The following is a 12,962-nucleotide window of genomic DNA, read 5'->3' as shown; positions in this document are numbered from 1 at the left end:
GGCGGAAATGCTATCGGCGCGGCGACATGACGCGAGATTGTAGAGGAAATTTTGATAAGTTATTTCAATGTCTTATGCGATCCGTTTTGGATCACCGCAGCCGTGCACACGACTTGCTCCGGACACAGTGGAAAGCTAGAGCCGTCCCGGTACGAATTTAGCGTCGCTGACCCTAGGCTACATCGACCGGCGCGGCGATTCCGCGAACCGCGCGCTCACAAAAAAGGACTTCGACATGACTCCGAGGATATTCGCAACCGTCTTCCTTGCACTTACGGCGGTGACGCTTCCGGCGCGTGCGGACGATCTCTTTTTCACTCAACAGAAACCCACAGAATATCTGGCCAAGGACCGTCTGCTTGGCGCGAACATCCACGGCAGCGACGGCAAGGTTGTCGGCGATATCGAAGATCTTATCGTCGATAGCGATAACAAAATCATCGGTGCAATCATCGGCGTGGGCGGATTTCTTGGCGTCGGCGAGAAAAAAGTCGGCGTGAGCTTCTCGGCGCTCAACATCGAGTCGACGGATAAGGGCATCGTCATCACGATGCCCGCGGCGACCAAAGACGCGTTGGCCAATGCCAAACCCTACATTCGGGCGAATCCGCCTAAGGGCTGGTTGCAGCGCGCCGTCGAAAAGGGAGAGGAAATTCGCGACAAGTCCGGTCCCGCGTATGAAAAGGCCAAGGCCGCCGCGCAGGAAGCTTATGAGTCTGCGAAAGAGAAAGCAGGACCTGCAATCGAAAAAGCCAAGCAACAGGCTCAGGACGCGATCGAAAAGGCAAAAGAGGCGGCCAAACCTTCAGACGCGTCGAAAGACGAGCCGAAGAACTAATTTCGCAGACGCTAAATCTGCTTGCTGTCCTGACGATACCTCGGCGTGGAACAGCGCCGGGGTTTTTTGCGTTCTTTTCCTACGGGCGCCGCCATTTCGCGGCAGCCGGAGCTTGAACCGCGTCCAGGCTAAGGAAAGGAATATCCGATGCATTTATTCGTTGCTGCCGCCGTCCTGCTGCTCTCGACGCTTATCAGCCGTGGTGCATGCGCGGCGGACAGCGCAGCATCGGGCGAGGAGGCATTCAATAACAATTGCCGCACCTGCCATTCATGGAAGGAGGGCGACAACCGGCTCGGTCCTAGCCTGCATGGCGTTGTGGGCCGCAAGTCCGGATCGCTCCAAGGATACAACAACTATTCGCAGTCGATGAAGCAAGCCAACATCACATGGGATGAAGCGACGCTCGACAAGTTCATCACGAATCCGGATAGCGTCGTTCAAAACAATAACATGAAGCCGTTCGGAGGCGTGGCCGACGCCGACACGCGGAAGGCAATCATCGAGTTTTTGAAATCGAAATAATCAGTGCGTTGCGCGTTCACCACGCCCGCTGTTGGCCCAGAATTACTCCGGGCGAGACATTCATTCCACTCTCACGCGCGACGTTTGCGGTCGGCAATAGCGCGTCGATGCCGCGATCCGTCCAGGAGCTAGACGCCAACTGACACCGCGCCGCCTGACCTGCGGAGGGCGCGAGGACAATGCCAGCGATCAGAACGGCTAACAGGCGGCTCACGGCGCTCTCCCAGCCTTCGCCGTTAACGACACAGGGCTTGGGTCATTTGGGCCGTTCAGGGCTTATGTTACTCACCACACCGTGGCAAGATATGACGACACGCAGTTGAAGGGGGCGACGTGGACGCGGGTGGTTCGAAGGTTGTCGTTCTGATTGCACTCGGGTGCAATCTCGGTATCGCAGCGGCAAAGTTCGTGGCGGCGGCCTGGACGCAATCGTCCGCCATGCTCTCCGAGGCCATCCATTCGCTCGTGGATACGGCCAACCAAGGTTTGCTGCTGCTTGGCATCACACGCGCCAAACGCCCGGCCGACGACCAGCACCCGTTCGGCCACGGCAAGGAAATCTACTTCTGGAGCTTTATCGTCGCGATGGTGCTGTTCTCTCTTGGGGCAGGCGTCGCGATCTACGAGGGCATCCTGAAAGTGCTGGATCCGCACCCGCTGGAAAACGTTATCGTGCTCTATGCGGTGCTGGCCGTTGCGATGGGCCTCGAAGGTTATTCGCTTTTCAAAGCTATTCGCGAACTCGGCGGCCGCCGGGAGGCGCGCCACGGAGTTTTCGAAGCGTTGCGACGTTCGAAGGATCCCAGTTTGTTTGCGATCGTGCTCGAAGATGCGGCGGCCGTGATTGGGCTATCGATCGCATTTATCGGAACGCTTGCGTCGGATCGCGGCGGATATGAACGCGCCGACGGCGTCGCCTCGATACTGATCGGGTTTGTGCTTGCAGCCGTCGCGATTTTCATGTCGCGCGAAATCAAATCGCTGATCGTCGGTGAAGCGGCCTCACGCGTTGTGCAGGCGGGGATTCGGGAGATCGTCGGGAGCGAGATCGGATCCGGAAAACCGATCCGGAAAATCAACGACATCCTCACAATGCATTTGGGGCCCGACGACGTTCTCGTTACGGCGAGTGTCGATTTCAACGACGGCGTCAGCGCCCGGACAGTCGAACAGGTTACGGCACGGCTACAAAGCACGATCAAAACGCGCTTTCCGGAAGTGCGCCATCTGTTCATCGAAGTACAGTCGGAAGACACATTCGTTCCGGCCGCCGTGACGCTGCATTAGGGAATGCGGGGGTTGTGCCCCGTACTTTCGTCATCCTGCGCAGGCGGGGATCTGTTCAAGCATCCACGTCCTACCGAAACCTGGAATGGATCCCGGCCTGCGCCGGGATGACGTTTGTTTGGGCTTCTCCCGAGGACCCATCGCGCATCGGGCTTCCTGATCGCTTGGATCTCGGCATGAAGCCGATGATGACACTCGTAAGTGGAAGCACGCCGTCTCAACGTCGTCATCCCCGCGCAGGCGGGGACTGTCAGCGCTTTCCTCGCCCGTCACCCCGACGCAGGTCGGAGCCTAGGCAAGCCGGCTAAACTACGACTCGTTCAGGCTTGGCTGGATCCCGGCCTTTCGCCGGGATGACGGTGTCGAGGCGTCCGAACTCAAGCGGAAAGAGTTATTCTACTGCGTCTTTTTTCGAAGTAGGCTTCGGCTTCCGTCCGAGGACCGGCTTCAAATACTGCGCCGTTTAGCTCTCCTTCACATTTACCACGTCTTCCGGCGTTCCGGCCGCAACGCAGCCACATCAGCGTCATGCCGACGGAGGTCGGCACCCAGACTGCTCAACTGGCGTCACGTCGAGTGAAGACGGGATTGCTACCTTGCCTTTTAGGTTTCACCCAAATCGGAACGTGTGGGTTCACCCCATGCGGTCCGTTTGTCCACTCGTCCAACATATGCTGAGCAACGCAGCCTTGATTCTCGAAGGTCAATGCCTCGCCGATAGCGCTACCAAAAATTTCGAGTGCCTCAGCTCGACTACTTGCCACCGCCGATAAGATTTTCGAGCCCACTGCCAGATTGAAGTATGGCATTCCAACCTCAATCGCATTGCGCGTCTACATTCATTTAACGCAAGATAGATCGCACCCGTTACCGGACGAAACATCCCTCGGGTTCCGCCGGCGCGCGGAACCCGAGCGCCACGCATCATTAAAATGGAATCTCGTCGTCGAGGGCTTGGTCGAAGCCACCCTTTGCGCCGCCGCCCGTTTTAGTGACACGGCGTGGCTCGCTGGAACCGAAGCCACCGTCGGAGCCGTAATCCGGTCCGCTTTCCTGCATGCCGACCGAAGAACCGCGGCCGCCGCTCGCGCCGTCGAGCATCGTCAGCGTACCGTTGAAGCCTTGCAGCACGACCTCCGTCGAATACTTCTCGGCGCCCGATTGATCGGTCCACTTGCGCGTCTGCAGCGCGCCTTCAATGTAAAGCTTCGCGCCTTTCTTCACGTATTGCTCAACAATCTTGCACAACGGCTCGCTGAAGATGACGACGCGATGCCACTCGGTCTTTTCCTTGCGCTCGCCCGTCTGCTTGTCGCGCCAGGTGTCGCTCGTCGCCAAGCTGATGTTGGCAATCGGCCGGCCGTCCTGCGTGCGGCGAATTTCGGGGTCCTTGCCGACGTTGCCGACGAGAATGACCTTGTTGACCGAACCTGCCATTCGCAGATCTCCTTGAAACCGTGTTTTGAACTGAACGTCGGTGACGCCTGCGTACGGCCCGAGTCGAAACGAGCGTCGCGAAAGATTTAGTTGTATCGGCGGCAGCGCCGCAGAATCTCTAGCCTACATTAGAGGCTAGGTGATCCAGCTGCCGCAGATCATTTGCTTTTTCCACGCCTTTGCGCGCGGCTATGTTCACATTATGTTCCAATATAGGAAGGCGGCGGCAACAGCGCAAGCGGATTCCATGTCGCCGGATCGATCTTATTCTCGGCGGCGCTTGACTGGCCGAGTCGATCGTCTATGGCGGTTGTCCCGATTACCCGCGCCGCCACCGCGCATGACCGGAGCATCCAAGCCGACGATGGCTCAATACAACTGTTTGAACTGCCCGGGCTATTGCTGCTCGTATCCGGTCATTCCACTGACCAAGCGCGACGTCGAACGCCTCGCGAAGTATTTCAAATTGAAATACGACACCGCAAAGAAGCGCTTCACACGCGAAGGGCACGGCCACAAATATCTGATGCGCCGCAAGGGCGACAAACACTACGGGCGCATTTGCCAGTTCTTCGATACGAAAGAGCGCCGCTGCACGATCTACCATGCGCGCCCCAGCACATGCCGCGCCTATCCCGGCAGCGGCCGGTGCGGATATTACGACTTCCTGATGCATGAGCGGCGCTGCCAGAACGACGACACGTTCGTCGCGATCACCAATCACAAGGATTGACAATTACAAGTACCCCGACTGCCGTCATCGGCGAAATGTGCTAAAGCTACAACCGCCGCGATACGGAGGAAGGTGGACGCGTCAATGACCTTCTATTGCAAGTCGTAGGGCGACTGACCGAGAAGGTTCTCGCACATGGCCAAGTTCACTCGCAAACATCAAAAACCGCCCGCGATTGACGCAGATTTTGACGAAACGCTACGGCGCTTCGCCCGAACGGATACAAAGCAAGTCGACGCCGAGATTGCTAAAGAAGATTCCGAAAGACCGGTTCGACTTGTCGGCCACGAGGATTCGGCGCATCCTCTTTTGATCTACGCGACTCCAAAAGGCATCAACGTCGAATTGCCGTTCCGAGATGGGACGTTTTGGGCGACACAAGACCAAATGGCCGAAATGTTCGGCGTAGATCGCACATCCATCACAAAGCATTTGGCGAACATCTACGCGGAGGGTGAGCTTCATAAAGCGGCAACCTGTGAAGAAATTTCACAGGTTCGACAAGAAGGCAGTCGGAGTGTCCGGCGAGAGAGACCCGTTTATAATCTCAATGCAATGATTTCCGTAGGTTATCGCGTCGGCTCAACGCAGGGTACGATGTTCCGCATCTGGGCGACGGACAAGCTCGTTCAAATCCTGACCAAGGGCTTTTACGTTGACGTCGAGCGCTTGAAGAATCAGGGCGAGCCCGGCGCCCTGGATGAGTTTCGCAAGATTGCGCGCGAAATTCGAACCTCAATACGAAATTCGTATCGTGAAGTTCTACGACTTTGCACACTTTGTTCGGACTACGACGGAAGCATCGCGGCCGCTCGCGCGTTCTTCATGGATATGGAAAACAAGCTGCTGTGGGCTTCTAGCGGAAGGACGGCACCGCAGCTCATCCTGGAACGGTGCGATGCGGAGAAACCCGATCTCGGATTGACGTATTACGCGGGGAAACGTGGTCCTACGCAAAATGACGTCAAGATCGGTAACAACTATCTCGCCCAGGGCGAAGCCGAACGAAAAAACCGGGCAACCGAGATGTGGCTCGATTACGTGGAAGAACAGCTAGATCAAGGGCGATTGCCGACCATGGCTGCGGTCCGGGAAAAGCTCATCGGCTTTATCAATTTCAACCAATGGCCTCTGCTCAAAGATTTCGGTCTCAGCAAACGCGAGGACGCCGACGCCCACGCGCTTGAGCAACTTGAACTCTATAGAGAGCGAATGAAAGCCGAAGCTGAGGCCCGAAAACCGGAAAAGGTCGACAAGAAAAAGTAAGTTCAAAATATTGCGCAGAATCCTCGATTCAAGATCTTCCGAACTCATCACCGAGGCCGTCTATCATTTTCGGCATTTCTGCCCCTCCGAGCACGCTGATATTCTGAGTTTCCAATCGAGGACTAGGAAAAGCTTCCAAGGTCGGACATTGCTTCTTCTAAAGTCCTGCGCTGCATTCCGCCTTCGCATACTCGCGGCTGAAGATGGCATGTGGAGCGCGGCTTGGCGCGGGTCGAGGAACGCAAATCGCCAAGCACAAAAGCTAAACCCCGCCGCATCCTCGGATGCGCGCGGGGCTTGTGTTTACCTTCGATGGTCTGCCCAGATTATAACCGGGCTTTTGAAGCGAGGCTCTGGCTCACCTTCACGGCAGCCGCCCTCGTGCGATAGATCCAAATTGTAAATCCGACAGCCGTCGTGAGCGCGGCCAAATTCTCGAGAGCGCTCGTCAAGCTGCTGACCTCGTGAACCAGAATTCTCGAGGTCTCGTTTGATAACCCGGTGGAGTCATCTCCTTCCTCGATTGTTTCGCCGTGTCACGCCTGCTGCCTTCTTCCACATAGACGACGGCTCTTACGCGCCAGCCGGCTACACAGCTCGCCCATCGCCTCGCTGCTCATCGGCCGAGACGCTTCATGCGATGCAACGGCGACAGCAGCACCGTCACAGAATAAATGTGTGCCTCAATTGCGGTGTCGTCAAGTCGGCGTGCGCCAGGACGGAAAAAATGTGAATGACGCCGCGCGATCTTCACGTGCGATGTCTATTGCTGATTTACTTTATCGGACAGGCTTTGTCGCACGGAACGGTTTCGCTTTTCTCGACCGAGCCGCGGAAAATGGACACCGTTTCGCGCGTGCACTTGCCGCCCGATTGCACGACGCGGATAACGTTGTTACCCGACTTGGCCTGGCAAAGCACCGACATGTCTTGCGCGACGTCAAACGACTGATCCACGCGCGTTGCTGTTTCCGCCGCATGGGCAGGCGATACGATCAAGTCGAGCAAGCTCGCTGTGTGTGCCGACATTGGCTTCGGCAGGCGATCGAACGCGATCCATTCGTAATTCACTTGGCCGTTTGTGCCCTTGACACGGATCGAGATGTCGCCCGTCTTGGGGCAACTGCCGACCTCGACGCGCGCATTGCCTTGCGTGACGAGCGCGCGATAGTCGATTTTGCAATCGAAGTTCTTTTCTAGAAGCGCCGCTTGCGCGAGACGATGATCGACCTGATCGAAGGGCACGTCGTTCTTCCAAGAAAAATACAGATTGCGCGCGGTCGGGATCGCGGCTGCGACCGAGACGGCGAGCACGAGCAGCTTGATTAGCGTCAGCGTGCGGTTCACGGGATGGGACGGACTGGAAAGATTGAGAAGTGACGACGTATCGGTCATTTTTGAATTCCCCCGTCAACAAACGAACGAAATTGGTTTCGAGGACTCATAAGATGCCGTCAAGGCTGAATGCTGTCGATTTGCTGACGGGGGTGTGAACACCCCGACCTTCGACAACGAAGATGCAGGCACGCGCGCGCACTTCTCCCCTCCCCTCGATGGGGAGGGGTCGTGAGTGGGGTGAAAGATCAGGCGGATTGTCAGCTACATGGCAAGCAAACGCCGCTGCTTCGGCGAAGAGGTGCGTCCACCGCCACATCACGTCCGGATCGCCCCCCACCCCCCCGGCCTTCGCCGGGGCAGGCTCTAACCCCTCTCCGCAAGGGGAGGGAATGGGTGAGAGATTGGTGACGTGGACGTGAACGGTCCAAGCCCTTGAAAACGGGGACGTCGGGGGTCATGTGTGGGCGCTGGCTCGGGTCGCATTGCCGCCCGGATAGCCCTCGGATAGACGTAGCCCATGAAATCACCGACGAAAAAGCCGGCCGCCCGCGCCGGTTCAGAGCTCATGAAGACCATTCACGTGCGCGGCGCGCGTGAGCACAATCTGAAAAACGTCGATCTCGAAATCCCGCGCGACGCGCTCGTTGTGTTCACGGGATTGTCGGGCTCGGGAAAATCGTCGCTCGCCTTCGACACGATCTACGCCGAGGGTCAGCGGCGGTACGTCGAGAGCTTGTCGGCGTACGCGCGGCAGTTCTTGGAGATGATGCAGAAGCCGGACGTCGATCATATCGATGGCCTGTCTCCTGCGATCTCGATCGAGCAGAAGACGACGAGTAAGAACCCGCGCTCGACGGTCGGCACGGTCACCGAGATTTACGACTATTTGCGTTTGCTGTTCGCGCGCGTCGGCGTTCCCTACTCGCCCGCAACGGGTCTGCCGATCGAAAGCCAGACGGTTTCGCAGATGGTCGATCGCGTTCTGGAGCTACCGGAAGGCACGCGACTGCTGTTGCTCTCGCCGGTCGTGCGCGGCCGCAAGGGCGAGTACCGCAAGGAAATCGCCGAGTGGCAGAAGAAGGGCTACCAGCGCCTCAAAATCAACGGCACCGTGTACGACATCGGCGACGCGCCTAAGCTCGACAAGAAATACAAGCACGACATCGATGTCGTCGTGGACCGCATCGTCGTGAAGAAGGATCTCGCGACGCGGCTGGCGGATAGTTTCGAGCAGGCGCTGAGGCTGTCGGATGGTTTGGCGATTGCCGAATTCGTGGATAAGGCATTGCCGAAATCGGAGACCGAGGGCGCCAACAAATCCAAGAACGACACGCACGAGCGCATTGTTTTCTCGCAGCGGTTCGCGTGCCCTGTCTCGGGCTTCACGATCGACGAGATCGAGCCGCGGCTGTTCTCGTTCAACGCGCCTGCGGGTGCCTGCCCGGTGTGCGACGGCCTCGGTTCGGAACTGCGCTTCGAGCCTGACCTCGTCGTGCCGGACTCGACGCTCAGCCTTGAGAAAGGCGCGATCTATCCGTGGGCGAAGACCGGCGTGTCGTCTCCTTATTATGAGCAGACGCTCGAAAGCCTCGCCAAGCATTACAAGGTGTCGATGAAGACGCCGTGGGAGCGGCTGCCGAAGCACGTGCAGCTGGCGCTGCTCTACGGCTCGGGCGACGAAGACGTCGTCTTCACCTACTGGGACGGCACGCGCCATTACTCGACCGAGAAGCCGTTCGAGGGCGTCATCGGCAATATCACGCGGCGCTTCAAGGAAACGGACTCGGATTGGGTGCGCGATGAACTCTCGCGTTACCAGGGCGCGCATCCGTGCGATGCCTGCAACGGCTATCGCCTCAAGCCGCAAGCTCTGGCCGTCAAGATCGGCGGCAAGCACATCGGCGAGGTCTGTGATCTTTCGATCAAGGCCGCGAACGAATGGTTCCGCGACATTCCGAAAACCTTCACCAAACAGCAGACCGAGATCGCGACGCGCATCCTGAAAGAGATCCGCGACCGCCTCAAATTCCTGAATGACGTCGGCCTGACGTACCTGACGCTGTCGCGCTCATCCGGCACGCTGTCGGGCGGCGAATCGCAGCGCATCCGCCTCGCGTCGCAGATCGGCTCAGGGCTAACGGGCGTGCTCTACGTGCTCGACGAGCCGTCGATCGGCCTGCACCAGAAAGACAACGACCGCCTGCTTGGAACGCTCAAGCATCTGCGCGACATCGGCAACACCGTCATCGTCGTCGAGCACGACGAGGATGCGATCATGACGGCGGACCACGTCGTCGATATCGGGCCTGGCGCGGGCGTCCATGGCGGCCGCGTGATCGCCCAGGGCACGCCTGCGGATATCATGGATAGCCCGCAAAGCCTCACCGGAGAATATCTGTCGGGCGTGCGCTACGTGCCTGTGCCGAAGACGCGCCGCGCGCCCGACCCGAAACGCATGCTGACCGTCACCGGCGCGCGCGAGAACAACCTCAAGGACGTCACGGCCTCGATCCCCGTCGGCCTTTTCACCTGCATCACCGGCGTCTCGGGCGGCGGAAAATCGACGCTGCTGATCGACACGATCTTCAAGGCCGTCGCGCGCAAGCTCAACAACGCCAAGGATCATCCGGGCGAATACGACAAGATCACCGGCATCGAGAACTTCGACAAGATCATCGACATCGATCAGTCGCCGATCGGACGCACGCCGCGCTCGAACCCGGCGACGTACACGGGCGCGTTCACGCCGATCCGCGAATGGTTCGCGGGGCTCCCTGAAGCCAAGACGCGCGGCTACGAGCCGGGCCGCTTCTCGTTCAACGTCAAGGGCGGGCGCTGCGAGGTTTGCCAGGGCGACGGCGTCATCAAGATCGAGATGCACTTCCTGCCCGACGTCTACGTGACGTGCGAGGAATGCAAGGGCAAGCGCTACAATCGCGAGACGCTCGCCGTCACCTTCAAAGATAAGTCGATCGCCGATGTGCTCGACATGACGGTCGAGGAAGGCGCCGAGTTCTTCAAGGCCGTGCCGTCGATCCGCGACAAGCTCGAAACACTGGCGCGCGTGGGCTTGGGCTACATCCACATCGGCCAGCAGGCGACGACGCTCTCGGGCGGCGAGGCGCAGCGCATCAAGCTGTCGAAGGAACTGTCACGCCGCGCGACCGGACGCACGCTCTACATTCTCGACGAGCCGACGACTGGCCTGCATTTCCACGACGTCGCGAAGCTGCTCGAAGTGCTGCACGAGCTGGCCGACGCGGGCAACACCGTCGTCGTCATCGAGCACAATCTCGAAGTCATCAAGACCGCCGACTGGATCATCGACCTCGGCCCCGAAGGCGGCGACGGCGGCGGGACCATCGTCGCGGCCGGCACGCCGGAGGATGTGGTGAAGGTGAAGGAGAGCTATACGGGGCAGTATTTGAAACCGGTGTTGGCGAGAAGCGCGGCTTCCGGCCGGCTCCGCGGAGCGGAGTCGGAAGCCGCAAACAAAAGAGCGAAGGCGGTGGGGAAGAAGCAGGCGGCGGAGTAGAACTCCTATTGTGCATTACAAAGAAATGTTCTACTTTTGTTCCCGATCGATTCGGGGGCGTAAGATGGCGCAAGTTAAATTTGGCAGTGTGCACACAATCCAAAAGTTGGACTGCTTGGAGAAGTACCTCCGGGCTTACGTAAAAGTTTTCAAAAACAAACCTTGGGCCGAAACTGTGTACATCGATGCCTTCGCTGGGACAGGCAAGATCCCTCAGTCGGCAGAACACCCCGAATTGCCCTTGGATCAGGACGCCCAGGATTTCATCATAGGTTCCGTCAATCGGGCACTTGAAATTGATGAGGGCTTTAGGAGCTACGTCTTCATCGAGAAGGGGCGAGGCAAGGCGAATGCTCTGGAAGAGGTTCGTTCCAAACACAAACGCAAGCATATCCAGATCATGAATGTCGATGCGAACGATGGGTTGCTTGAGCTTTGTTCTCAGCGAGATTGGAGCAAGACGAGAGCAGTCGTTTTTCTTGATCCATTTGGAAGCCAAGTTGCATGGGGCACCTTAGACGCGATAGCAAAAACTAAAGCCGTCGATTTATGGTACTTATTCCCGGCGGGATTGAGCATTTACAGACAGTTGGGCACTAACGGCAGCGTCCACTACACTCACGAGCAATCGCTCGACAGAATCTTAGGCACCACAGAGTGGAGAACGCGATTTATTGAATCCGTCGACGAGGCTCCCGACTTGTTTGGAGACTCGTCTACTAGCTTCGTTAAGACGGCCACTCCCGAGTCAGTCACAAAATTTATGCACGAACGCATGTCCACCGTATTCGAGGGTGGAGTGTTGGATGAATGGCTGCCATTAGGCAGAAATGGTGGTCACTGGTATTCGTTCATGTTTGCGTGCGCAAACCCTAGCCCGAAGGCTAAAGACCTTGCGATGAAACTTGCGCGGGCGGTTATGAGGAGCGGAAACCGTGGCAGGTCAATCTGACATTGAATGGACTGATGCGACGTGGAATCCCGTTTCCGGGTGCCTCATGGTCTCGCCCGGTTGCACTAACTGCTACGCTATGCGTATGGCAGCACGGCTGCAAGCAATGGAGCATTCGTCGTATAAAGGAGTAATCCGCAAGAGTGGTAATCGGCCGGTTTGGACAGGGAGGTTGCATCTGAATGAGCCGACACTCGACGTGCCGCTGCGTTGGCGGCAGCCACGACGCATCTTCGTCAATTCAATGTCTGATCTATTTCAAGACGGCGTCCCAGACGAATTCATCGCCAAAGTTTGGCAGGTGATGAAAGATGCACATTGGCATTCCTATCAAATTCTAACCAAGCGGCCCGAGAACATGCGAGACGTGATCACTCGTGCGCGTTTGCATCGCTTGCCCAATGTCTGGCTCGGAACTTCGGTGGAGAGTGCCGACTATATCGACCGCATCGAAATACTACGGTCGATCCCTGCATCAGTTCGCTTTATCTCCTTTGAGCCGTTGATCGGCGCCGTGGGTCGCCCAAAGCTTAAAGACATTCAGTGGGCCATCGTCGGCGGCGAATCCGGTCCTTCTGCCCGTCCCATGAATGAGAAGTGGGTAACGGATATCCAAACTGCGTGCGACAAGTACGGCACTGCTTTCTTCTTCAAGCAATGGGGCGGCGTGAACAAAAAAAAAGCCGGACGTATTTTGAATGGTCGTACCTGGGACGAGTATCCGGATGCCATGCTGCAGGCTGCTGAATAAAATCTTATCCCCGCCCTCTCAGCCGCCCCCATAATGCTTTCACCCATTCGGCGAGGCATCGCGCTTCGGATGACCACGCGTATCCGCGCTGTCTTTTGATTCCGCCCTGCGACTCTCCTTCGTCGAGCCGGCCGCCGGGCGCGGAGCTCTGCGCTCGGATGGGGCAGCCTCGCTGAGAGCCTTACCTGTCTGCTTCCGACCCAACTCGGACACGCATCGATGGCCATGCCGTGCGGCTCATAAATCGCATCGCGGAAAAAACTGCATCAGCAACGGTCCTTTACTTGGCAACTGCCAAGC

General features: G+C 57.9%; 11 protein-coding genes. 8 read left to right on the top strand and 3 right to left on the bottom strand.

Annotated features, from left to right (window positions below; genetic code table 11):
• Window positions 1-235 precede the first annotated feature (235 nt).
• Complete coding sequence (locus VHB22_RS11780) at window positions 236-838, top strand: PRC-barrel domain-containing protein (protein WP_325457171.1); 603 nt, start codon at window positions 236-238, stop codon at window positions 836-838.
• 147 nt (window positions 839-985) lie between these two features.
• Entirely contained in the window at window positions 986-1,363 is a 378-nt protein-coding gene (locus VHB22_RS11775; RefSeq protein ID WP_325457170.1) for a c-type cytochrome, read from the top strand.
• A gap of 16 nt (window positions 1,364-1,379) precedes the next feature.
• On the opposite strand, the gene VHB22_RS11770 is transcribed toward VHB22_RS11775, so the two are convergent.
• On the bottom strand, window positions 1,380-1,577 hold the full coding sequence (locus VHB22_RS11770) for a hypothetical protein (protein ID WP_325457169.1): 198 nt from the start codon (window positions 1,575-1,577) through the stop codon (window positions 1,380-1,382).
• A 119-nt stretch (window positions 1,578-1,696) separates the two neighbouring features.
• Between VHB22_RS11770 and VHB22_RS11765 the strand changes: the two genes are divergently transcribed.
• Complete coding sequence (locus tag VHB22_RS11765; protein WP_325457168.1) at window positions 1,697-2,650, top strand: cation diffusion facilitator family transporter; 954 nt, start codon at window positions 1,697-1,699, stop codon at window positions 2,648-2,650.
• 927 nt (window positions 2,651-3,577) lie between these two features.
• Here VHB22_RS11765 and VHB22_RS11760 read toward each other — a convergent pair.
• On the bottom strand, window positions 3,578-4,087 hold the full coding sequence (locus tag VHB22_RS11760; protein ID WP_325457167.1) for a single-stranded DNA-binding protein: 510 nt from the start codon (window positions 4,085-4,087) through the stop codon (window positions 3,578-3,580).
• A 340-nt stretch (window positions 4,088-4,427) separates the two neighbouring features.
• Here VHB22_RS11760 and VHB22_RS11755 point away from each other — a divergent pair, with 340 nt between their 5' ends.
• Both VHB22_RS11755 and rhuM read left to right on the top strand, forming a co-directional pair.
• Window positions 4,428-4,820, top strand: coding sequence for a YkgJ family cysteine cluster protein (locus VHB22_RS11755; protein WP_325457166.1), 393 nt, complete (start codon window positions 4,428-4,430; stop codon window positions 4,818-4,820).
• Between the two features lie 135 nt (window positions 4,821-4,955).
• Window positions 4,956-6,086, top strand: coding sequence for a RhuM family protein (rhuM, locus tag VHB22_RS11750; RefSeq protein WP_325457165.1), 1,131 nt, complete (start codon window positions 4,956-4,958; stop codon window positions 6,084-6,086).
• A 774-nt stretch (window positions 6,087-6,860) separates the two neighbouring features.
• On the opposite strand, the gene VHB22_RS11745 is transcribed toward rhuM, so the two are convergent.
• Window positions 6,861-7,481: a hypothetical protein gene (locus VHB22_RS11745; RefSeq protein ID WP_325457164.1), complete on the bottom strand. Its 621-nt coding sequence runs from the start codon at window positions 7,479-7,481 to the stop codon at window positions 6,861-6,863.
• A 460-nt stretch (window positions 7,482-7,941) separates the two neighbouring features.
• Here VHB22_RS11745 and uvrA point away from each other — a divergent pair, with 460 nt between their 5' ends.
• From uvrA to VHB22_RS11730, 3 genes are all read left to right on the top strand, one after another.
• Window positions 7,942-10,959, top strand: a complete 3,018-nt coding sequence (gene uvrA, locus VHB22_RS11740; RefSeq protein WP_325457163.1) for an excinuclease ABC subunit UvrA — start codon at window positions 7,942-7,944, stop codon at window positions 10,957-10,959.
• A 64-nt stretch (window positions 10,960-11,023) separates the two neighbouring features.
• Window positions 11,024-11,911, top strand: a complete 888-nt coding sequence (gene tcmP, locus VHB22_RS11735) for a three-Cys-motif partner protein TcmP (RefSeq protein WP_325457162.1) — start codon at window positions 11,024-11,026, stop codon at window positions 11,909-11,911.
• A gap of 46 nt (window positions 11,912-11,957) precedes the next feature.
• On the top strand, window positions 11,958-12,662 hold the full coding sequence (locus tag VHB22_RS11730; RefSeq protein ID WP_325457243.1) for a phage Gp37/Gp68 family protein: 705 nt from the start codon (window positions 11,958-11,960) through the stop codon (window positions 12,660-12,662).
• Window positions 12,663-12,962: the final 300 nt, after the last annotated feature.

It is taken from the genome of Hyphomicrobium sp. (assembly GCF_035548195.1).
Classification (GTDB): Bacteria; Pseudomonadota; Alphaproteobacteria; order Rhizobiales; family Hyphomicrobiaceae; genus Hyphomicrobium_B.
Note: the sequence above shows the minus strand (reverse complement) of the source record. Positions and strands in the feature narration are given on the sequence as shown.